This is a genomic window from Pseudarthrobacter ribosi (assembly GCF_055412865.1).
Genome location: NZ_JBVAYZ010000031.1, coordinates 1 through 21,952, shown reverse-complemented (window position 1 = coordinate 21,952; position 21,952 = coordinate 1). Strand labels below are relative to the sequence as shown.

The 21,952-nt window shown below is 70.4% G+C and carries 16 protein-coding genes and 1 pseudogene; 5 read left to right on the top strand and 12 right to left on the bottom strand.

Annotated features, from left to right (window positions below; all coding sequences use genetic code 11):
* Positions 1 to 84: 84 nt before the first annotated feature.
* The gene (gene nudC, locus ACZYZ5_RS19850) at positions 85 to 1,152 is read right to left on the bottom strand and encodes an NAD(+) diphosphatase (RefSeq protein ID WP_463904039.1); all 1,068 of its coding nucleotides are present in this window, start codon (positions 1,150 to 1,152) and stop codon (positions 85 to 87) included.
* Between the two features lie 189 nt (positions 1,153 to 1,341).
* Here nudC and ACZYZ5_RS19845 point away from each other — a divergent pair, with 189 nt between their 5' ends.
* Positions 1,342 to 2,793 carry a macrolide 2'-phosphotransferase gene (locus tag ACZYZ5_RS19845; RefSeq protein WP_463904038.1) on the top strand — a complete coding sequence of 484 codons (1,452 nt, stop codon included), beginning with the start codon at positions 1,342 to 1,344 and terminating at the stop codon, positions 2,791 to 2,793.
* Here the strand turns inward: ACZYZ5_RS19845 and ACZYZ5_RS19840 are convergent.
* From ACZYZ5_RS19840 to ACZYZ5_RS19830, 3 genes are all read right to left on the bottom strand, one after another.
* Positions 2,790 to 6,401, bottom strand: coding sequence for an ATP-dependent helicase (locus tag ACZYZ5_RS19840; RefSeq protein ID WP_463904037.1), 3,612 nt, complete (start codon positions 6,399 to 6,401; stop codon positions 2,790 to 2,792). The genes ACZYZ5_RS19845 and ACZYZ5_RS19840 overlap by 4 nt on opposite strands.
* Positions 6,398 to 9,646 carry an ATP-dependent helicase gene (locus ACZYZ5_RS19835; RefSeq protein ID WP_463904059.1) on the bottom strand — a complete coding sequence of 1,083 codons (3,249 nt, stop codon included), beginning with the start codon at positions 9,644 to 9,646 and terminating at the stop codon, positions 6,398 to 6,400. The genes ACZYZ5_RS19840 and ACZYZ5_RS19835 overlap by 4 nt, the downstream gene beginning before the upstream one ends.
* A gap of 134 nt (positions 9,647 to 9,780) precedes the next feature.
* Entirely contained in the window at positions 9,781 to 10,197 is a 417-nt protein-coding gene (locus ACZYZ5_RS19830; RefSeq protein WP_463904035.1) for an MGMT family protein, read from the bottom strand.
* A 151-nt stretch (positions 10,198 to 10,348) separates the two neighbouring features.
* Here ACZYZ5_RS19830 and ACZYZ5_RS19825 point away from each other — a divergent pair, with 151 nt between their 5' ends.
* The 4 genes from ACZYZ5_RS19825 (at position 10,349) to ACZYZ5_RS19810 (ending at position 13,872) form a co-directional block, all read left to right on the top strand.
* The gene (locus ACZYZ5_RS19825) at positions 10,349 to 11,059 is read left to right on the top strand and encodes a 3'-5' exonuclease (protein ID WP_463904034.1); all 711 of its coding nucleotides are present in this window, start codon (positions 10,349 to 10,351) and stop codon (positions 11,057 to 11,059) included.
* 375 nt (positions 11,060 to 11,434) lie between these two features.
* On the top strand, positions 11,435 to 12,370 hold the full coding sequence (locus tag ACZYZ5_RS19820) for a substrate-binding periplasmic protein (protein ID WP_463904058.1): 936 nt from the start codon (positions 11,435 to 11,437) through the stop codon (positions 12,368 to 12,370).
* 3 nt (positions 12,371 to 12,373) lie between these two features.
* Positions 12,374 to 13,138, top strand: coding sequence for an amino acid ABC transporter permease (locus tag ACZYZ5_RS19815; RefSeq protein ID WP_463904033.1), 765 nt, complete (start codon positions 12,374 to 12,376; stop codon positions 13,136 to 13,138).
* Positions 13,135 to 13,872 carry an amino acid ABC transporter ATP-binding protein gene (locus ACZYZ5_RS19810; RefSeq protein ID WP_463904031.1) on the top strand — a complete coding sequence of 246 codons (738 nt, stop codon included), beginning with the start codon at positions 13,135 to 13,137 and terminating at the stop codon, positions 13,870 to 13,872. The genes ACZYZ5_RS19815 and ACZYZ5_RS19810 overlap by 4 nt, the downstream gene beginning before the upstream one ends.
* A gap of 105 nt (positions 13,873 to 13,977) precedes the next feature.
* Here the strand turns inward: ACZYZ5_RS19810 and hemL are convergent, their stop codons facing one another.
* From hemL to ACZYZ5_RS19770, 8 genes and pseudogenes are all read right to left on the bottom strand, one after another.
* The gene (hemL, locus tag ACZYZ5_RS19805; protein ID WP_463904030.1) at positions 13,978 to 15,309 is read right to left on the bottom strand and encodes a glutamate-1-semialdehyde 2,1-aminomutase; all 1,332 of its coding nucleotides are present in this window, start codon (positions 15,307 to 15,309) and stop codon (positions 13,978 to 13,980) included.
* Positions 15,310 to 15,327: 18 nt separating this feature from the next.
* Entirely contained in the window at positions 15,328 to 16,431 is a 1,104-nt protein-coding gene (locus ACZYZ5_RS19800) for an LLM class flavin-dependent oxidoreductase (protein WP_463904029.1), read from the bottom strand.
* Positions 16,431 to 17,411, bottom strand: a complete 981-nt coding sequence (gene hemB / locus ACZYZ5_RS19795) for a porphobilinogen synthase (RefSeq protein ID WP_463904027.1) — start codon at positions 17,409 to 17,411, stop codon at positions 16,431 to 16,433. The genes ACZYZ5_RS19800 and hemB overlap by 1 nt, the downstream gene beginning before the upstream one ends.
* A complete protein-coding gene (locus ACZYZ5_RS19790) occupies positions 17,408 to 18,340 on the bottom strand; it encodes a uroporphyrinogen-III synthase (protein ID WP_463904026.1) in 933 nt (310 codons plus the stop codon). The genes hemB and ACZYZ5_RS19790 overlap by 4 nt, the downstream gene beginning before the upstream one ends.
* Before the next feature lie 20 nt (positions 18,341 to 18,360).
* The gene (gene hemC / locus ACZYZ5_RS19785) at positions 18,361 to 19,359 is read right to left on the bottom strand and encodes a hydroxymethylbilane synthase (protein ID WP_463904024.1); all 999 of its coding nucleotides are present in this window, start codon (positions 19,357 to 19,359) and stop codon (positions 18,361 to 18,363) included.
* Positions 19,356 to 20,636: a ferrochelatase gene (locus tag ACZYZ5_RS19780; RefSeq protein ID WP_463904023.1), complete on the bottom strand. Its 1,281-nt coding sequence runs from the start codon at positions 20,634 to 20,636 to the stop codon at positions 19,356 to 19,358. Before ACZYZ5_RS19780 ends, hemC begins: the two co-directional genes overlap by 4 nt.
* Positions 20,633 to 21,346 carry a hydrogen peroxide-dependent heme synthase gene (hemQ, locus tag ACZYZ5_RS19775; protein ID WP_463904022.1) on the bottom strand — a complete coding sequence of 238 codons (714 nt, stop codon included), beginning with the start codon at positions 21,344 to 21,346 and terminating at the stop codon, positions 20,633 to 20,635. Before hemQ ends, ACZYZ5_RS19780 begins: the two co-directional genes overlap by 4 nt.
* Before the next feature lie 140 nt (positions 21,347 to 21,486).
* Positions 21,487 to 21,952, bottom strand: a pseudogene (locus ACZYZ5_RS19770) (hypothetical protein); the annotation flags it as partial.

The window sequence follows — 21,952 nt, the reverse complement described above, 5'->3', positions numbered from 1 at the left end:
TCAGCCGTTCGGGGGTGTGCGACGGATGCGCCGCGGTGGTCGATCCGCGGCGCGGGGTGGCCGCTGCGTGTTGTCACGACCGCCTCACGGGTTGTCCGCGCGGTCCTGGATGACCCCGCCGTACCAGTGCTCGATCAGGGCCCGGGCGATGGAAAGCCTGCTGGAGATGACGATCTCGCCGCTGGATACCGCCGCCTGCAGTTCGCTCCGGCTGAACCAGCGCGCCCGCGTGACCTCGACGCCGTCGGGCGTGGCTACGGTGTCCGCGGTCGCGGCTGTGAAGCCGAGCATCAGGGAGGCCGGGAAGGGCCACGGCTGGGAACCGAGGTACTGGCAGGCCGTGACCCGGACGCCTACTTCCTCGCCGATCTCCCGGACCACTGCCTGTTCCAGCGACTCACCCGGTTCGACGAACCCGGCGAGGGTGGAGTAGTTCCGGGCATCAAGGGGGCCGCCGCCGCCGAGCAGCAGCCTGCCGTCCGGGCCCACCACCGTGACGATGATGGCCGGATCGGTGCGCGGGTAGTGCTCGGAGCCGTCCGCGGGGCAACGGCGGACCCAGCCTCCGGCTTCCGGCGCGGTGGCGGTGCCGCAGCGCGGGCAGTGGGTGTGTGTGGCGTGCCAGTTGGCGATGGCGCTGGCCTCGATGAAAATCGCCGTGTCCATGGGGTTCAGGCTGGCCGCGACATCGCGGAACCCCGCCCACTGCGCACCCTCGGGGATGCCGGCAATGTGGGCTTCGAATTCCTCGGCCTGGACCTCGAACTGCTGCGGCAGGAGGAAGAGGACCAGCTCGGTTCCCGCCGCCAGATCCGAGCCGGGCAGGGCGGAGCCCAGGTAGATCAGCTGTTCCGGCGCGTAGGCCGTGTCCTGCAGGTGCCGGGCGAGTTCGGTCGCGTCCAGCAGCACCAGGCTGCTGCCGTTGATGAGGGCCTGCCGGCCGGACAGCACCATGGCCCGTGCGGCGCCGGAGGTCAGGAGCTTCTCAAGCATCCCGGGCTTGAGCCGCGCGGCGGAACCCCGGTCAACCAGCGCCGGGCGCACGGGAAGGACAGTGTCCAGGAGATGGTTGGCGGCCGGGCCGGTGTGCGGGGAGGCTGACGTGCCCGCCTGGGCTTGGTGATTGGACGCCGGTGACTCCGCGAGACTCATGTACCCACCGTACTGACTCCCGCCGACAAATGACATTTCTCCCGGGCGTATGTGGGCATCCGCACGTACCCTGCAGTGGCGGCGGGGCACCGCGCAGAAATGGAGCCCGGGTGTGCAATTTATTCCCGATCTTTCAGACTCGCCGTGGTGCATCGCCGTCTTGGGCGCCGCTCAATCTACCGTGGAAGCGTGAGAAGAAAACCAATCGAACTGGCAGCTGTGGCAACCGCGGCAGTCCCCGGACTGACCCCGACCGCCGTCAGCTCTGCGCCCGACGATCCGGCGGACTTCGACTCGGCACTCCTACTGGACTCCGAAGGCAAGCGCTGGCGCGTCCGCTCGCCGCGCCACGCGGAGGCCAGCGCCAGGCTGGAAACGGAATTCCTGGTGCTGCGCGCCTTCCTCCCGGGCATCCGGGCCGAACTTCCCTTCCTGATGCCCACCGTTGCCGGCACCGTGCGGCAGGGCCCGCTGACCACGTTCGTTTACTCGCACCTGGCAGGCTCGACCCGGTCGGTCGAGGAACTCGGTGCCGCATCCCCCGCAGTTGCCCGCGAAATTGGCGCAGCCCTCGCCGCCATCCACGATTTGCCCCACTCGCTGGTCAGCAACGCCGATCTGCCGACCTACACCCCCAACGAGTTCCGTCAGCGCCGCCTCAACGAACTGGACCAGGCCGCCACCACCGGCAAGATTCCGCCGTTGCTGCTTCGCCGCTGGGAACACGCCCTCGAGGACGTCTCCCTCTGGCGTTTCAACCCGTGCGTGGTCCACGGGGACCTGCACGAGGACAACCTGCTGGTCGACGGCGACCGCGTGACGGCGGTGACGGGATGGACCGATCTGAGGATCGGGGATCCGGCCGACGACATGGCCTGGCTGGTCGCGTCCAACGACCAGGACTTCGTCGACGCCGTACTGGCGCACTACACGTCATCCCGGCGCGACGTGCCGGACGCCCATCTGCTGCGGCGTGCCGCGCTCTCCGCCGAATTCGCCCTGGCGCAGTACCTCGTCAAGGGCATCGCCGCAGGGGACCAGGACATGATCGATGAGGCCGAGTCCATGCTCGCCGCACTCGCCGAGGACGTCGCGGAACACGGCGGGCAGCCGATCAGCGTGGAACCGCTCCCCCAGCCCGCCGCTGCTTCCGACCCGGCCCCGCAGACCTCAGCCGCCGGCAGCGCACCGGTGCCGGCGGTCAGCACGGTGACCCTGCTGGCGCCCGACTCGGTCTCCGGCCTCCCCGCCGTTCCCTCCAGCACCGCGATGCCTGCCGTGCACGTCACGCCCATCCCCGTCGCCGCCGGCGGAGACGACGGCGCGGCTGGGACTGACAGCGCGGCCGGGGATGCCGGCGCGGTTGGGGACAACACTCCCGACGGGGCCTCCGGGCCGGCGCCCAGCAAGGTGTCCGGTGGCGTCTCCGTCACTGCGATTCCCGACGACGGGCCGGCCGCCGCAGAGTCCTCCGCGGAAGACACCTCAACGCAGTCGATCGCCGTCGTCCAGGCCGCTGCCCCGGCCCAGGAACAGGCGCAGGCCCGGACCGACACCGTGGAGCCGCCGGAGGCCCCGGCGAACCCGGCAGAGGACACCTCGACGACCGCTCTCACGGTGGTCGAGGCTAAGTCTCGCTAGCCGGTCCCCAGGGCCGAGGCCACGATCCGTTCGAGCCGTTCCGCCGAGCCCAGATCGTGCGGCCGGACCACCTGGTTGTCCGCCACGTAGTAGAACGCCGCCCTGACCTGATCCAGCGGGACGTCCTTGAGCCTTGCCCAGGCCAGCCGGTACACGGCGAGCTGGACCGCTTTGGTCTTCAGCTGCGCGGCGGACGGCCGGCGGCCGGTCTTCCAGTCCACCAGGTCCCAGCCGCCGTCGGCATCGCGGAAGACGGCGTCGATCCGGCCGCGGACCACGACGTCACCGATCCGGGTCTCCACCGGCACCTCAACGTGGGCCGGGGCGCGGTTGGCCCACTCGGACTGGCGGAACGTCTCCACCATGCTGTCCAGGCCGTACGCTGCGTCGATGTGGTCGTCGGAGCCGGCAGCCTCGCCGAGGTCCAGCATGCCGGCGGTGCCGAAGTACTCCTCCACCCAGGCATGGAACGCGGTGCCCTTACGGGCCGACATCCCGGGTTCCCGCGGGACCGGGCGGCGGAGCCGGGCGACGACCGAGCCGGCGTCCTCCTCCAGATCCACCAGGGTGGACGCGGAGATGTGGCCCGGCAGGTGCACGTCGTGGACCGCGGTCCGGCGGGACCGGCGCTCCAGCAAGGTCGCGGCCTCGGATGCCCAGCCGCCGGCGGGTCCGCGCAACGGCCGGCGCTTGTCCGGGCCGGGCGCGCCCGGCCCGGACACGACATCCTGCAGCACGCCGGTGTCCAGGGACGCCAACACCCGGGCCGCCGCGGACTGCATGGCCGCCCGCCGGCCGGGAACCAGGCGCAGCCGGGACCCGGTGCGCGGGTCGATGGGCCCCTCGAGCGGGTCGTACGGCCAGCCGGCGACCTCCAGTTCCGAGGTCAATGGACTCTCCTCCGGCAGTGATTCCTCGCTGACGGACTGCGGGTGGATCGCGGCGGCGCCGTCGGCGACCAGCACCTCGAGTTCGGTCAGGAAGGGCGACATGTCCGCCATCCCTGACCGCGAGCCCACCCAGGCGGCGCTGGATACCCAGAGCACGTGTTTCGCCCGGGTGTAGGCCACGTAGGCCAGCCGCCGTTCCTCGGCCTCGCCGTGCACCTGCACGGCGGACTTGAACTCCTTCTCGGCGTCGAGCCAGCCTTTTTGGTCCGGGTGTTCGAGGTCCCATTGCGGCAGGTCCGCGCGGTCCCCGCGCAGCGGCCACGGCAGCGCGGCGCTGCCGCTGCTCCAGCGTGAGTCCCGGCTACTGGGGAAGGCCCCGGCGTTGAGCCCGGGCACGAACACCACATCCCATTCCAGGCCCTTGGAGGCGTGCACGGTCAGCAGCTGCACCGCTTCGTGGTTCACTTCCGGCGCGGCGGCGTCCAGGCCGTTCTCCTCCGCGGCCGCGGCCTCCAGCCAGGCCAGGAACGCCAGCACGTCGACCCGGTGCGAGGTGTGCAGGAACCCGGCGGCGGCGTCCTGGAACGCATCCAGGTTGCGGCGGGCCTGATGAATGCTGATCCCGGGTCTCGCGGACACCTCGATGTCCAGCAGCATGGCCCGCTCCACCTCGCCGAGCAGGGTGGTGAGGTCATCGCCCATGTAACCGCGCAGTTGCCGGAGTTCCGCCGAGAGCCGCTGGAGCCGCACCAGCGCCTCGGCGCTGAGCTGGCGGCCGTGCGCGGAGGTCCAGCCTTCGCGCGGCAGCCAGTCGAGGGCTTCGACCAGGCTGGCGGCGTCGGTGAGGTCGCCCTCGATCACTGCCGCGTCCGCACCGTCGTCGGCGTCGTCGTCCGTGGCACCGGGGCGGCCGCGGCGCCGGGCGAGGAAACTGGACCAGTCCCGCAGGGCCATCAGGTCCGCGGGTCCGATCCGCCAGCGGGCGCCGGCGAGCAGGCGCATCAGCGCATCGGACCGGCCGGGATCGGCCAGCACCCGGAGGGTCGCGACGAGGTCGATGATCTCGGGGGTGTCCAGGAGACCGCCGAGGCCGACGATCTCGTACGGGATCCCGCGCACCTCGAATTCCCGGCGGATGCATTCCATCTGGGCGCGCCGGCGGCACAGCACGGCCATGGCCGGAGGCTCGGGCTCCGCTGCCGACCCGTCGAAGTCGGTCACGCGGAACTTCAGCACGTCGCCCGCGATGGCCGCGGCCTCGTCCTCATCGGTGCCAAAACGGCCCATCACCACGCGGCCCTGGACCGCGGCCGGGCTGGGCTGCAGCGGCGGGACCTCGACACCCCCCGCGGTGTCCCGTTCGCCGGCCGGGCCGGTCTGGGCGGCGGCTTTGCTGAGCGGCGCCGAAATGACGTTGGCGGCGGAGAGGATGTTCCGGCCGTTGCGCCACGCCGTGGTGAGGTACGACGTCGGGGCGACGGCAAAGCGCGCAGGTCCCGCCGGGACGGCCGTGGCGGAAGTTTCGGCAGTGTTGCCGGCGCCGGCAGTGCCGGCAGTGTTACCGGCGCCGGCAGTGCCGGCAGTTTCGGCAGTGTTGCCGCCGGCGGCGCCGTCGTCGGACCGGAGCAGCACCGGGAATTCGCGGACGAAGTGGAAGAGCTGGCCGGCGGAGGCGCCACGGAAGCCGTAGATGGACTGGTTGGGGTCCCCCACCGCGGTGACTGCGTGGCCGTCGCCGAACAGCCGGGAAAAGAGCACGAGCTGGGCGTGTGAGGTGTCCTGGAACTCGTCCAGCAGCACCACCTTGTAGCGCTGGCGTTCGGTTTCCGCGGCGACCGGGATCTCGCTGGCGACGCGGGCCGCGAGGGCCACCAGGTCGCCGAAATCGAGGGCGCCGCGGGCGCGCTTGGCGTCCGTGTAGCGTCCCACCATCTCCGCGACGCTGGCCCGGGTGCGCAGCAGCCCGCTGAGCTCGCCCACGGCCTGGCTGGGGTTCTTTTTGGCGGTCGCGAGGAAGGGCAGCGCCTCGAACTCCGCCACCCGGTCCAGCAGCCAGCCGCGGACCCCGGCCGGGTCCTGGAGATGCTCAGCGCACTCCCCGGCGAGCTGGATGACCGCCTTGACCAGGGTGGATTTTGCGGAACGGAAGTGCTCGTACTCGCCGTCGAAAGCTTCCACGACCTCGCTGGCGAGCTGGAAGGACTGGGCGCCGCCGAGCAGCACCACGTCACGCTCGACGCCGAGCCGGAGTCCGTAGTCGGACACGATTCCGCTGGCATACGAGTGGTACGTGGAGACCTTGGGTTCGAGCGCGTCCGTGCTGAGCAGCCCGGCGGGGAACACCCGGTTCTGCGTGTCGGACGCGGCGATGCGCTGCAGCGCGGCCAGCTTCGCGCGGATGCGCGTGGCCAGCTCCCCGGCGGCCTTCCGGGTGAAGGTCACACCGAGCACTTCCTCCGGCCGGACCCAGCCGTTCGCGACGAGCCACACCACGCGGTCGGCCATGGTGGCGGTCTTGCCCGAGCCGGCCCCGGCGATGACGAGCCGGGGTGCGAGCGGCGAGGAAATGATGTGCGACTGCTCGGCGGTGGGGCTGTTCTTCTCGCCCAGCAGGGCCGAGAGCTCCTCGGGGGTGAACTTCGGTGTGGGAAGGGCGGTGGGGAGAGCGACGGGAAAAGCGTCGGGCGCGGCGCGGGCCACGGGTGTCTCGGGGCTCATTCGGTGACCTGCTTTCCCCGCAGGCACAGCGGGCAGACTTCGGGAAGGCGGCAGCCGTGACCGCCGTGGCCGCTCTTGGACGGATCGTGGCGGGCCTCGAAGGTGCTCCCGGACATGACCCGGGCAGCGTCGCCGACCATGCCCAGGGCCCAGTTCTCCGCCGGGTCCAGGGGAGCCTGGGCCTGGATGCCCGGGCTCTTGGTGGTGGTGCCGAGCTGGGCCAGGACGGCCCCGCCGGGCAACGGGGGCGGGCCGTCGTCGGAGCCGGCGAAGCCTCCGGCCAGCACCGCGGCCTGGTAGGCGCCCAGCTGCGGATGCCGCTCGAGGTCGGCCTTCCCCGGCTGCCGCTTGCCGGTTTTGAGGTCCACGACGACGAGCCTGCCCTCCGCGTCGATCTCCAGCCGGTCGACCTGGCCGCGCAGCACGGCCGGCCGGGCCGGCCAGGAGTCGCTATCAGTGTCAGCGCCGGCGTCCGCGCCGGTGCTTCCGGCCGGGGACAGAACGTCCGGGAGTTTGACTTCGAAGTCCAGCTCGACGCCGACCAGGGACCGGCCTTCGCTGCGCATCACCAGCACGTACTGGGCAAGCTTCCGGACCATGGTTTCGGCGCGCTGGAAGTCCAGCTTTCCCTCCCAGTTGTCCTTCATCCCCAGCGCCGGCCAGCGGCGGACAAGTTCGGCCACATATTCACTGCCGGAGGCATCCGGCAGGTCCTGCGCGATGGTGTGGACGAGGGTGCCCAGGCTGCGCGCAAAGTCGGTGGCGGCCTCCCCGCCCGCGGCCTGGACAAACCAGTCCAGCGGCGATTTCTGCACGGTCTCCACCTTCGACGGCGAAACGTAGACGGTCCCGCCGGGCGGAACGACGGGCTCGTCCGTGGACAGCGCCGCGAGGCCCCACCAGCTCGCGGGGTGCGCGCCGGGCACGGGCGGCTCGGCGGCGGCAAGGGCGCCGAGAACGGCGCTGGCCTGCCGGGCTTCCGGGGTCCCGGCGTCGAGCTGGGCGTACTGGCGCAATTCGGCCACAAGGGCGCGCAGGGTGAGCGGGCGCTCCACCGGGGTGAAGCCGCGCCGGTCCTGGTCCGGGTCCAGCGGCGCCACGTAATCCAGGAACGAGGACGGCTGTTCGTCCTCCGAGGACACGGCGGTGCAGATCAGCATCTGCTGCGCCCGCGACACCGCGGTGGAGAAGCTGCGCAGCTCGTCGTAGCGGATTTCGCGCAGCCGGCTGAGCGGATCGAGCTGCAGGGCGTATTCCACGCCGTGCTCGACGGCGTCCGCGAACAGTGTGCTGCCGAGCAGTTCGCCGCGGAGCCTGGTGTTGGGCCACACGCCCTCCTGCAGGCCGGGGACGATCACCACGGGCCATTCCCGGCCGGCCGCGCTGGCCGGGGTCATCAGTTCCACCGCGTCCTCCAGCTGTGCCCGCGCGGCAAGGGTGTCCATCGGGAGCTCCTGGCTGAGCAGGTACTCGAGGAACTGCTCCGGTCCGGACCCGGGGAGCTGGTCCACAAAGCGCTCGGCGGTGTGGAACAAGGCCATCATGGCATCGAGGTCCCGGTCCGCCCGGGCACCGGCCGATCCGCCGGCCAGCGCCGCCTCGGTCCAGCGCCCGGCGAGGCCGGTGGAGTTCCAGAGCGCCCACAGCACCGTTTCGGCGTTGCCGCCGGGAGCCTGGGCAGCGTCCCGGCCGGCCTGGATCATCCGGGCGATCCGGCGCGCGGAGTGCCCCTCGATGCCCAGGGTCGCCAGCGCGCCCGGTTCCAGCAGTGCCTCCACGAGGAGTACGTCGCTGGTGCGGCCGCCGCCGCCCAGGAGTTCTTCCCGGCGCAGGGACTGGCGCAGGCGCCGCAGCTCGATCGCCGTGGATCCGCCGATCCGTGAGGTCAGCAGCGCCACGGCCGCCTCCGGGGTCAGCACGGCCGGGTCCAGTGCCACCGCGTAGGAATCCAGCAGCGGCCGGACGGCGACCTCGTCGCGGACGGCGGATTCGGCCACCGGGATCCGGACCGGGATGCCCTGGCCTGCGAGGTAGCGTTGCAGCTGGCTGAGCTGGCCGCCGTTGCGCACGATCACGGCGATGTCACCGAGTTCGCGGCCGTCGTTGAGCTGGGCCTCCAGGATCCGTTGCGCCACGTAGCGCAGTTCGTGCACCGGCGACGGCAGCAGGTGCGCCTCGACGGTGCCGCCGGCGGCACCCGGCTCCCGCGGCGGTTCGAGCCGACGCGCAGACTGCCCGCCGGCGCGGCTGGAGATCCGTCCGGCGACGGACAGCCAGGCGTCCGCCACCGCCGGGGTATGGCGGTGCGCGGTCCAGAGCGGCCGTTCGAGGACGGTCCCGCCGGCCGGGGCGAGCAGCCGGGGAAGCTCGGCCACAAGGTCCGGGCGGGCGCCGCGGAACCCCTGGACCACGGTGTCCGGCGATGAGGTGATGAGGGCGTCCTTGCCCGCGGCGATATCCGCGAGCAGTTCGAACACGGCAGGGTTGGCTTCCTGCATGTCGTCCACCAGCACCAGCTGGAGCCGGTCGCGTTCGGCGGCGAGGAAGTCCGGTTCGTCCTGGAAGATTTGCCGGGCGGCGGTGATGATGCCGGCCGGGTCGAAAGATTCGGGCATGCGCAGGTCCAGCACGTCGCGGTATTCCGCGTACAGCGCGGCCGCGGCCACCCAGTCCGGCCGGTGGCAGCGCCGGGCGAGGACCACAAGGTCCTCGGCGGTCCGCCCGGATTCGATGATCCGGTCAAAGAGCTGGCGGACCTCCTGCCGGAACCCGCGGGTCTGCAGGGCAGCGCCCAGGTCCTCCGGCCAGGGCAGTTCGAGTCCGGGCTGCGCGTGGCCTTCGAGGAGCTCCTTGATGATCAGGTCCTGTTCCGGGCCGGACAGGAGCTTCGGCGGGCGCGGCAGCGGCAGGATCCCTTCGGCCCTGGCGCGGCGGATCAGGTCGAAGGCGTACGACGCCCAGGTGCGGGCCGGCGTCGTGCTCAAACTGCGGTCCAGTCGCGCGGTGAAGCGGTCCCGGAGCGTGTCGGCGGCAAGGCGTCCGGGGGCGAGGATGAGCATCCGTTCAGGATCGATGCCGTCCCGCAGCGCACGCCGGACGGCGGCTTCGACGAGCACGGTCGATTTGCCGGTCCCCGGCGCTCCGGGGATGAGGACGGGGCCGGAGCCGTGCGGGACGCTGACGGCGGCGTGCTGGTCCGCGGTCAGCACGGGTGCCGCGTTGTGCAGCGTGCGAGGTGGCAGCAGGCGGAGTGCGGAGCCGGAGGCGCCCGGCCTGGCGGGACGCTGCCCGCCCTTGGCGGACCCGCTGGTGGCGGGCTGCGGTGATGCGGGGTGTGTTGGTGTGGGCTGGAGGGGCTGGGGGCTCTTGCTGGGGATGCTCACACAGTCATTTCATCATCAGGGGCCGACAGTTTGCGCAAGGACCGTTCCAGCCGCTCGGCCACGGCGTCGATCCGGTCAAACTCACCGTCGCTCGGTGCCCAGCGGGCGGCCATCAGGTCCACACGCCAGCGGCCCTCACCGGTGCGGAGGTACTCCGCATAATTTCCCAGCAGCGGGGTTCCTTCCAGGATGTACAGGGTGAGGGCCTCACGTTCGTGCCCCGGGGGCGCGTCCCCGCTGGCCTTCAGAACCCGCCACCAGGGCACGGAACTGCCGTGGTGGCTCATGACGGAGCCGATCTGCCGGGCGCCCCCGGAGCCGAGGAGCTCGGCGACGTCACCGTACGCCACCGCGGCGCCCAGCGGGATCAGTGCCACCACGTCCAGCACCGCCTCCACATACTCCATCCGCATGGCACAAGCCTAGCGGCCGGGACGCTGGAACGGGCCGCCGGAGCGCTCCGCCGTCGGTCTTCGGGCCTCCCTGGGCGGGGGCGCGGTGACACCGGACCGGGGCGCGGGGTGGTGGCGCATTTCTGTCGGTGGCAGCAGGTAGCGTTGACGCATGAGCACTTGGAACACCCTCCCCCGCGCAGCCTTCGACCTTGAAACCACCGGGCGGAACTCCCGCTCCGCGCGGATCGTCACGGCGTCCATCACCGTGGTGGATGCCGACGGCGGGATCCTCAAGGAGCACGAATGGCTCGCCGATCCGGGGGTCGAGATTCCCACGGAGGCCAGTGACATCCATGGCGTGACGACGGAGCGGGCCCGCAGCGAAGGCCGTCCTGCCGCGGACGTGACGCGCGAAGTCGCCGCGGCGCTCCAGGACCTGTTCGACACCGGCGTGCCGGTCATCGCCTTCAACGCCAGCTACGACTTCACCGTGCTCGCCGCCGAGTCGGCACGTTACGGTGTGCCGCAGCTGAGCCGCTTCCCGGTGCTGGATCCGTACATCATGAACAAGCAGGTGGACCGGTACCGCAAGGGCAAGCGCACGCTCACTGCCCTCTGCGAGGAGTACGGGGTCAACCTGGACAACGCCCACACCTCGGCTGCGGACGCACTGGCCACCCTGCGCATGCTCGACGCCATGGCCGGGAAGTTCCCCAAGCTCCGGATGCCGGCCAGCCACCTGCACCAGCTGCAGATCGAGTGGGCCACGGCCCAGGCCTCCGATTTCCAGAGCTACCTGCGCAAGACGAAACCCGCCGCCGTGATTGAAGGCGACTGGCCGGTGCTGCCGCCCGAGGACGCCAGCCGCGGGGACTTCTAGGGCGCCGCGGCTTCTTAAAACGAAACCTTCGGGCACGGCGCCCTCTTAAATAGGCGCCTTGGGCCCGCAATTCCAGCGTTTGCGACGCAACTCACACAACCGGGCCCTTCCGGTGGCCAAGGCTGCCACCGGCAATCATTCCGCCGCGCCCGTTCTGCGGCGTCCAGATCGCTGGCGATCGCCCTCCCAGATGAAGTTGATTCGGCGTAGGGAACCCTCACCGCGCACTAATTCGGATTCAACCAGCCTTCGTGTCGGGTGAAACAATTATATTCCGCAGGCTTGCCTGCCCCTGCCTGCGCCGCGGGCGCCGAAGCCGGGGGCGTTGCGCGGCCCCGGATACCCAAATTATCGTCCGACGAAAGTGATTGCGTGATGAAAAACAAAGCCATGAAGTGGCTGACGACCGTTCCCGTAGCGATCGCCGTCGCCGTCTCGCTCGCCGCGTGCGGCGGCGGAGCGGCCGCCCCGAGCGGAACGCCCACCGATGCCCTCGCCGGCAGCGACCAGACCTCCCTGGACAAGTACACGACCGCGGATGTCACTCCCCTGGACCAGATCGACAAGTCCCAGCTCGGCCTGCTGAGCGAGGGAACCCTCACCGTCGGAACGCTCTCGGACGCCCCGCCGAACATTTACATCGACGAGTCCGGCAAGTTCACCGGCTACGACAACGAACTGCTGCGCGCCATCGCGGCAAAGCTGGGCCTCGAGGTCGAGTTCAAGGCGACCGGCTTCGCGTCCCTGCTCTCCCAGGTCCAGAACAAGCAGTTCGATCTCGGATCCTCCTCGATCTCCACCACGGACGCCCGGCGCAAGACCGTCGGATTCACCAACGGCTACGACTTCGGTTACATGGCCGTTGTCGCCAAGGAGGACGACAAGGTCAAGGGCTTCAAGGACCTGACCAAGGACACCCGCATCGCCGTCGTCCAGGGCACGGTTCAGGATGACTACGTCACCAACACGCTGCAGATCGAGCCGGTCCGCTTTGAGGACTACAACACGGCCTACGCCAACCTGAAGAACGGCCAGGTGGACGCCTGGGTCGCTCCGTCCCAGCAGGCCACCGGCCAGGTCAAGGAAGGCGACGGCACGGTCATCGCCGAGTCCATTGTGAACACCCAGAACTTCACCGCGTACGCCGTGAACTCGGACAACAAGGCCCTCATTGATGCCCTTAACTCGGGTCTCGACGCCGTGATTGCCGATGGCACCTGGTCCAAGCTGACCAAGGAATGGTACCCGGACCGCGAAACCCCGGCCACGTGGTCCCCGGGTTCCAAGGCTGTCATCGTCCCGAAGTCCTAGTCCATGGATGCACTCGATCAACTCCTAAAGACCTTCTTTGACTGGGAGGCGATGGCAGCTGTCGTACCGAGCATGCTCACGGTCGGCCTGGCCAACACCCTGATCCTGGCGGTTTCCTCGGGCGTGCTCGGGTGCATCCTGGGCATGATCCTGGCAATCATGGGTACGTCACGGAACACCGCGCTCCGGTTGCTGTCCAGGATCTACACGGATATTTTCCGCGGCGTACCCGCGATCGTGATCATCCTGCTCATCGGGATCGGGCTTGGACCCTTGATCCGGGAACTAACCGGTTCCACGAACCCGTTCCCGCTCGGCATCCTGGCGCTGACGCTCATGGCGTCGGCCTACATCGGTGAGATCTTCCGCTCAGGCATCCAGAGCGTGGAAAAGGGCCAGCTCGAGGCGTCCAGGGCGCTGGGGTTCAGCTACAACTCCTCGATGCAACTTGTCGTGATCCCGCAGGGCGTCCGCCGCGTGCTCCCGGCGCTGGTGAACCAGTTCATCTCGCTGATCAAGGACTCGTCCCTGATCTACCTGCTCGGACTGCTCGCCAGCCAGCGGGAAATCTTCCGCATCGGCAACGACGCTGCGGCCAACACGGGAAACCTTTCCCCGCTGATCGCTGCCGCCGCGATGTACCTCGTGCTGACAGTCCCCCTCACACACTTGGTCAATTACATCGACAAACGCCTGCGCACAGGCCGGCCGGAGAAGCCCCAGCCGGACGACGCCGCGGCCCTGATCGGGAAGGGAGCACAGCCATGAGCGACTTCGCCGCCGGCTCGCTGACCGGCAAGAACCTGCACCTGTCCTTTGGCTCGAACCATGTTCTCCGCGGCATCGACCTTCATGTCGAGACGGGCACCACCGCGTCGGTGATCGGCCCGTCCGGTTCCGGCAAATCCACACTTCTGCGGGTGATGAACCGCCTGATCGAACCCGACCAGGGCGACATCCTGCTGGACGGGCGGTCGGTGCTCAAGGACAATCCGGATGAACTGCGCCAGCGCATCGGCATGGTGTTCCAGCAGTTCAACCTGTTCCCGCACAAGACCGTCGCGGACAACGTCTCCCTGGCGCTGCGCAAGCTGCGCAAACTCCCGGCCGAGCAGGCACGGGCCGAGGCCCTCGCGCAGCTCGACCTCGTCGGGCTCAAGCACAAGGCGGACGCCCGTCCGGCCAACCTCTCCGGCGGCCAGCAGCAGCGCGTGGCAATCGCGCGGGCGCTGGCCATGAAGCCGGAAGTGATGTTCTTCGACGAGGCCACCTCGGCCCTCGACCCGGAGCTCGTCAAGGGCGTGCTGGCACTGATGGCCGACCTCGCCCAGGGCGGCATGACCATGGTTGTTGTCACGCACGAGATGGGCTTCTGCCGCAACGTCTCGGACACCGTCACCTTTATGGACGCCGGGGTCGTCGTGGAATCCGGTCCGCCGGAACAGCTCTTCACGAACCCGCAGACGGAACGACTCCAGGGCTTCCTTTCGGACGTCCTCTAGCCTGCTGAACGGCAGCTAAAACACTGAAGGCACCCGCCGCGGCGGGTGCCTTCAGTGCTTAACCACGCCCCGGAACCGGCGGCCGTGGCTGTACAGCCTTCGGGGTCAGGCCCGCGCGGCGGCCGCGGCCTTGGCGGCGGCGGGCAGGGCGTCGAAAATCCGGTTCATCGCGGCGTCGTCGTGCGCGGCGGACAGGAACCAGGCTTCGAAGACCGACGGCGGCAGGTATACCCCGGAGTCCAGCATGGAGTGGAAGAACGGCGCGTAGCGGAACACTTCCTGGCCCTGGGCGTCGTCGTAGTTGTGCACTCCCCGGGCGGACGTGCCGAAGGCCACCGAGAACAGGTTCCCGGCCCGCTGGATCGAGTGGTCCACCCCGGCCGCCTCCAGAGCCGCCGACAGTGCCCCGGAGAGCTCCAGCGAGCGGGCATCCACGAAGGAGTAGACCTCGGGGGTGGCGTGCGTCAGGGTCGCGACGCCGGCAGCCATCGCCACCGGGTTGCCGGACAGCGTGCCGGCCTGGTACACCGGGCCCAGCGGCGCGAGGTAGTCCATGACCTCGGCCCGGCCGGCGAGGGCCGCCGTCGGCAGCCCGCCGCCGATGACCTTGCCGAAGGTAAGCAGGTCCGGGGTCCACGGCTCGGTAGCGTCGGCCGCGCCGCCGGTGAGTCCCCAGTAGCCGGAGTACCCGGTGCGGAAACCGGTGAGGACCTCGTCGAGGATCAGCAGGGCACCGTGGTCGCGGGTGATGCGGGAGAGTCCCGCGTTGAAGCCCTCCCCCGGGGTGACAACGCCCATGTTGGCGGGGGCCGCCTCGGTGATGATGGCGGCGATGTTGGCGCCGTGCTTGGCGAAGGCGGCCTCGACGGCGGCGAGGTCGTTGTAGGGCAGCACTAGGGTCTCGGCAGCGGTGGCGGCCGTGACGCCGGCGGAGCCCGGCAGCGCCAGGGTGGCGAGTCCGGAGCCGGCCGCGGCGAGCAGCCCGTCGAGGTGACCGTGGTAGCAGCCGGCAAACTTGATGATGAGGTCACGGCCGGTGAAGCCGCGGGCCAGCCGGACGGCGGTCATGGTCGCCTCGGTGCCGGTGGAGACCATTCGGACGCGCTCGGCAGCAGGGACGCGTTCCTGGACGATTGCCGCGAGGTTGGCCTCGTCCGGGGTGGAAGCCCCGAAGGAGAGCCCACGGTCCACCGCGGCGTGCACGGCGGCGAGGACCGCCGGGTGGGCATGTCCCAGTAGTGCCGGGCCCCAGGAGCAGACCAGGTCGACGTATTCGGCGCCGTCGGCATCGGTCAGGTACGGGCCCTTGGCGGAGACCATAAAACGCGGCGTCCCGCCGACCGAGCCGAACGCGCGGACGGGCGAGTTGACGCCGCCCGGCATCAGTTTGCGGGCGCGGTCAAAGAGTTCCTCGTTGCGAGGATGGCTGGAAGTCATGGTTCCTATTCTTTCGGTTCATTCTTGCGGGGAGGCCGCGGCCAGCCGGGTGGCCACCCGGGGGGCCACCTCGGTGCCGAACAGCTCGATCGAGCGCATCATCGCCTTGTGCGGCAGGGTGCCGTTGCTGTACTTGAGGTCGAAGCGGTCCACGGCCAGGTTCTTCTTGAGCAGCACGATCTTCGCGGCCACGGTGTCCGGGGAGCCGACGTAGAGGGCGCCCTCCGGGGTGCACATGGCGTCGAACTCGGCCCGGCTGGCCGGGCCCCAGCCCCGCTCGGCGCCGATCAGGTTCCGCTGGCCGAGCCAGTGCGGGAAGAACTCCTCCCGCGCCTCCTCGTCGGTCTCGGCAACGTGGCCGGGTGAATGCGTGGCCATCTGCTGCATCGGGTGGCCGTATTTCGCCATCGCGTCCCGGTAGAGGTTCGCCAGCGGGGCGAAGGACCGCGGCTGTCCGCCGATGATCGCGAAGATGATCGGGTAGCCGTATTCGGCGCAGCGCAGCACCGATTCGGGCGTCCCGCCGACCCCGATCCAGGCGGGCAGCAGGTGGTGTTCCAGCGGCGGGTAGGCGCGCAGTCCGTTGATGGCCGGGCGGGTGCGGCCCTCCCAGTGGATGGGCTGCTGGGCCCGGGCCTTGTCGAAGAGTTCGAGCTTTTCCTCGAACAGGACCTCGTAGTCGGCCAGGTCGAGGCCGAAGAGCGGGAACGACTCGACGAAGGAGCCGCGGCCCAGCATGACCTCGGCCCGGCCGTTGGAGATGGCGTCCACGGTCGAGAAGCGCTGGAAGACGCGGATGGGGTCATCGGAGCTCAGCACCGTGACGGCCGAGCCGAGCCGGATCCTCTTGGTCCGGGCAGCCGCCGCGGCGAGGAACACCTCGGGGGCGGACACGGCGAAGTCGCGGCGGTGGTGCTCCCCCACGCCGAAGGCATGGAGGCCCACTTCGTCCGCGAGTTCGGCCTGTTCCAGCAGCTGGCGCAGCACCTGGGCATGCGGGACCGGGTGCCCGTCGGGGAAGACCCCGACGTCCCCGAAGGTGTTCAGGCCCAGGAGGATGCGCCCCGGGCCCACGGGTGCCGTGGGGTTGGACCCGGAGGCCGTGCCGGTCGCTGCGCTCATCAGGACTCCTTCAGCCAGCCGGCGAGTTCGCTCGCCCAGTACGTCAGGACCATGTTGGCCCCGGCACGTTTGATGCCCAGCACCGATTCAGTGATCGCGGCCCGGCGGTCGATCCAGCCGTTGGCGGCGGCGGCCTCGATCATCGAGTACTCACCGGAGATCTGGTAGGCGGCGACCGGCACGGAACTCATGGCGGCGACGTCGGCGAGGATGTCCAGGTAGCTCATGGCGGGCTTCACCATGACCATGTCGGCGCCCTCGGCGAGGTCCAGCTCCACTTCGAGGATCGCTTCGCGGCGGTTCGCGGCGTCCATCTGGTAGGTGCGGCGGTCGCCCTTGAGCTGGGAATCAACAGCCTCGCGGAACGGCCCGTAGAACGCCGAGGCGTATTTCGCGGCGTAGGCGACGACCGCGGTGTTGGTGTGGCCGGCGTCCTCCAGGGCCTGCCGGATCACACCGATCTGGCCGTCCATCATCCCGGACGGGCCGAGCACGTGGGCGCCGGCCTCCGCCTGGGCCACGGCCATCCGGCCGTAAATCTCGAGTGTGGTGTCGTTGTCCACGTAGCCGTGGGCGTCGAGCACACCGCAGTGCCCGTGGTCGGTGAATTCGTCCAGGCAGACGTCGCTCATAATGACCAGCTCGTCCCCGACCTCGGCGCGGACGTCGCGAATGGCCTTGTTCAGCACGCCGTCGGGGTCCAGTGAGGCGGTGCCGGCCGCATCGCGGACGGCGGGGATTCCGAAGAGCATGATGCCGCCGACGCCGAGGGCTACGGCCTCACTCGCGGCGCGCTTCAGGGTGTCCGTGGTGTGCTGCTGCACGCCGGGCATCGAGGCGATGGGGTTCGGCTCGGACAGGCCTTCACGGATGAACGCGGGCAGGATGAGTTCCGAGGCCGCGAGGCGGTGTTCGGCCGTCAGCCGGCGCATGGCCGGGGTCGTGCGGAGCCGGCGGGGGCGGTGGGTCGGGAAGCTCATACGGTGTCCTTTGCGGTGGGCTCTGCTGCTGGCTGAGGTGGTGGGGACGGCCGGCCGGCCAGGGACCGGACGACGGCGGCGACCAGCCCGGAGGCGGTGGGTGCCTCGGCTACGGCGGCGACGATCAGGCCAAGCGACTCAGCCTCGGCGGCGGTGGACCGTCCGATCGCGACGAAGCGGCAGTTGCCCAGCGGGGCGAGGTCCTCGTGGATGCGCCGGGCCGCGCTGGGCGAAGCGGCGACGACGGCGGCGAGCCGGCCGGCGCCGATTTCGGTTTTCGCCTGCTCCGGGGTGAGCACGGGGGCCGCATTGTGCCCGGCCGGCGCGGCGGGCTGGTATGCGGCGAGGCTCCGGCCCGGGTCGGCCGGGTAATCCACGGTGCGGTACGCGGTCACGGCCTGCACAAAGGCGCCCCGGGCCTCCAGCCCGCGGCGCAGCCGGGGGTCGGCGATGTCGGCCTGCGGCAGGAGCACGCTGCCCTGGTGCTCGGGCCAGATATCGATGAGACCGGCCCCGGACTGCTGCCCCGTGGGCGCCAGGTCGACCGCAACCCCCCGGGATTCGAGGAAACGGCGGGTCGCGGGCCCGATCGTGGCCACGAGGAGCCTGCCCGGCAGCCAGCGGCTGAGGGTCGTTCCCCGCTCGGCGGCCTTGGCCTCAAGCGCCTGGACCGTGGTCACGCTGCTGACCACGAGCCACGCGTAGGCGCCGGCGCCGAGCGCGTCGAAGGCGACGTCCAGGGAGTGCTGGTCGCGGGCGAGTTCGAAATCGATCAGCGGCAGCAGGAGCGGATCGGCGCCCACCTTCCGCAGCGCCGCGACCAGGTCCCCGGCACGGTCCGGGCTGCGCGCGACGAGAACCCGCGCGCCCTCGGGCACCCTCATCACGGCCTGCCCGTCGGTGTCGTTGCGGCCGCTGCGCCGTCCCATGAGCTGATGGTTTCCGCCGTTCAGGAGGCGGCCAGGTCCGCGATGTCAGCAGCGCCGCGGGCCAGCAGGATTTCGGCGAGCTCGATCCCGAGCAGGGTGGCCCCGACCTCGGTCAGTCCGTCGGTGGCCTTTTTGTCCCGGACCGACGCTGTTCCGTCGACGGCGCAGACCACGGCCTCAAGGTAGAGCAGGCTGCCCTTGCGGAACGCGTAGGCGCCCACCGGCGCGGCACAGCCGGCTTCGAGGCGGGCCAGGAGCGCCCGTTCGGCGGTGACGGCGAGCCGCGTGTCGGGGTCGTCGAGGGCGGCGAGGGCCTGCGCGAGCACACCCTGCGAGCCCTTGGTGGACCCGGCCTTGCGCGGCGCGTCAGCGGAACGGCATTCGATCGCGAGGGAGCCCTGTCCGGCGGCGGGCAGCATCACCTCGGTCTCGAGGTACTCGCTGACGGCGTCGAGCCGGCCGATCCGGGACAGCCCGGCGGCGGCGAGCACGACGGCGTCGAGATCGCAGCTTTTGCCCTCCACGACGGCGGCGGTGCTGTTGCCGGGCAGTCCGGGGACGCGGCCGAGCCGGGTCTCCACGTTGCCGCGGATGTCGCGGATGTCCAGGTCCGGGCGGGCGGCCCGCAGCTGGGCTGCGCGTCGCGGCGAGCCGGTGCCAACGCTGGCGCCGGTCGGCAGGTCCGCAAGCTTGAGCCCGTCACGGGCGCAGAGCACATCACGGACGTCGGCGCGTTTCGGCGTCGCCGCGAGCGTCAACCCGAGGGCTGCCCCGGTGGGGAGATCCTTGAGCGAGTGGACCGCGACGTCGCAGCGGTCCTGCAGCAGGGCATCGCGCAGGGCCGCGACGAAGACGCCGGTGCCGCCCATCTGGGACAGCGACCCGGTGAGGACGTCGCCGTCGGTGCGGATGCGTACCAGCTCCACGGGAAAACCGCCGACGGCGGCCAGCTGGTCCGCGGTCTGCTGCGTCTGGGTGAGGGCCAGTTTGCTGGCGCGGGTTCCGATCCGGACGCTCACAGTGACACCTGATCCGCCGCCGGAGCGGGTGTGCCGGCGGCCGCGGCGGCCGGGTAGGGGTCGTGTCCGGTGCCGGTGGTGGTGTCGGCTCCCGCGACGGTCGGCTTTTCCCCGCGGAAGTTGGCGCAGCAGCCCGGACGGCAGACGTCGTACCACGGGCCGAGCTTGGTCAGGTGCGGGCGGTCGGCGATGTTGTTGGCGGCGGTCCGCTCGCAGATCAGGTCCACGAGCCCGCCCACGAACTTGCGGTGCGTCCCGGGCGTGGGGACCCGCGTTGCGGCCAGGTCCAGCTTGGCGCAGGTTTCCAGGGCCTCGGTGTCGAGGTCCCAGACGACTTCCATGTGGTCGCTGACGAAGCCGAGCGGGACGATCACGATGCCCTTGACGCCCTGGCCGGCGAGTTCCTCGATGGCGTCGTTGATGTCCGGTTCCAGCCACGGCACGTGCGGGGCACCGGAGCGGGACTGGTAGACGAGGGACCAGGGGGCGGTGTCGCCGGTCGCGGCCTCCACGCGGCGGATGACCTCGGTGCCGGAGGCAAGGTGCTGCGCGACGTAGGCGGAGCCTTCCTCGAAATGGCGCGGTTCGGCGTCGGAGCGTCCCGCTGCTGCGGCGTCGCGGGTGGGGATGGAATGCGTGGCGAACAGGATGTGGACCGGCGCGTCCGGCGTGCCGGCTGCGGCCAGCTGGGCGCGGACGTCGGCGAGGCCGGCGGCGGTGCCTTCCACGAACGGCTCGACGAATCCGGGGTGGTCGAAGTACTGGCGGACCTTGTCGACTTCGAGACGTCCGTCGAGGCCGCTTTCGGTCAGCGCGATGCCGATGTCCTCGCGGTACTGGCGGCAACTGGAGTAGCAGGAGTAGGCGCTGGTGGTGACCATCAGAACCTTGCGGTGCCCGGCGTCGTAGATGTCCTGGAGGGTCTGCGGGATGTAGGGGGCCCAGTTGCGGTTGCCCCAGAAGACCGGCAGTCCGATCCCGCGGGCGGCGAGTTCAGCCTCGAGGCCGGCCTTGAGCTCGCGGTTCTGCTGGTTGATCGGGCTGATGCCGCCGTTGGCGCGGTAGTGGTGCGAGACCTCTTCGAGTCGCTCGTCCGGGATGCCGCGGCCACGGGTGACGTTGCGCAGGAAGGGCAGGACGTCGTCCTGGCCTTCAGGGCCGCCGAAGGAGGCGAGCAGCACGGCGTCGTAGGCCTTCGGTGCCATTCTGCCGGCTTCGGTCACCTCGTTGATGGTCGTGTCGGCGGCGGCATCACTCTGCGGATCCAGCGGGCTCATGACAGGACCTCGGCAATCTCGGCGGCACTGACCCGGCGGCCGGTGTAGAACGGGATCTCTTCGCGGACGTGGTGGCGGGCCTCGGTAGAGCGCAGGTGGCGCATCAGGTCCACCAGGTCCACCAGTTCGGGGGCTTCCAGGCCCAGGATCCATTCCCAGTCGCCGAGGGCGAAGGAGGACACCGTGTTGGAGATGACCTGGGGGAAGTCCCGGCCCAGCATGCCGTGGTCGCGCAGCATCGCACCGCGTTCGGCGTCGGGCAGCAGGTACCACTCGTAGGAGCGGACGAAGGGGTAGACGCAGAGCCACTCTGCCGGCTCCACTCCGCGGGAGAAGGCGGGGGTGTGGTTCTTGGCGAACTCGGCCTCCCGGTGCACTCCCATGGCGGACCAGACGATCTCGGTGCCGGTGAACAGCTTGCTGCGGCGGATGTCGCGGACCGCGCGCTGAAGGGCTTCCGGCTGGGGGCCGTGCAGCCAGACCATGATGTCGGCATCCGCGCGCATTGCTGAAACGTCGTAGCTGCCGCGATGGACGACGCCGGCTTCGGCCAGCCGTGCGGTGAGGGCCTCGTATTCCTCGGCAGCATCGCCGCTGCGGAGGACGTCGGCGGAGCGCTTGAAAACCGTCCAGAGGGTGAAGAACTGCTCGGCTGATTCTTTGCTGGCTGATTCAGTTTTAGTGACAGTTTCGGCAGAAGTGTGGCTCATGGATACCAGTCTGCCCCTTCCCCTCAGTGAAGTCGAAATAAAGCACTTCTACGGCGCGTAGAAGTGCTTTATTTCACATCGCTGGAGATTCCGCGGCCCGGTTCGGCGGCCATGGGCGGCCGTCGGTGACCGTCGGGATGTCAGACCCGGCGCAGCCGCAGGACCACGACGCCGGCGGCACAGGACAGTGCCACGAGACCGATGCCCAGGCCGAGCAGCGGCGAGGGTCCGGCGGGTTCCCGGGTCGAAGTCGCCTCCATCGAGGTGCTCCCGGAGCGGGGCTTGCCCGGCGCCGTCGCGGGGCCTGCCGTGGCTGTCGGGGAGGCCGTGGCAGCGTTCGACGCCGCTGCCGGGGTTGGCGCCGCTGCCGGGGTTGGCGCCGCTGCCGGGGTTTCGGTGGGGACCGCCGTCCCGGCGGGAATTCCGGCGGCCGGTACGGCTTCCGCAGCGGACCCGCCCGGGGCTGGAACCGCGGGCGCGGCCGGCCGGGCCGGAGCAGGAGTGGCGGGCGGCACGGCCGGGGCCGCCGGCACTACGGGCTGCGGGGTGACGGGCTGGCTGGGCGAGGGCTGCGGGGCCACGGGCTGCGGGGTGACGGGCTGCGGT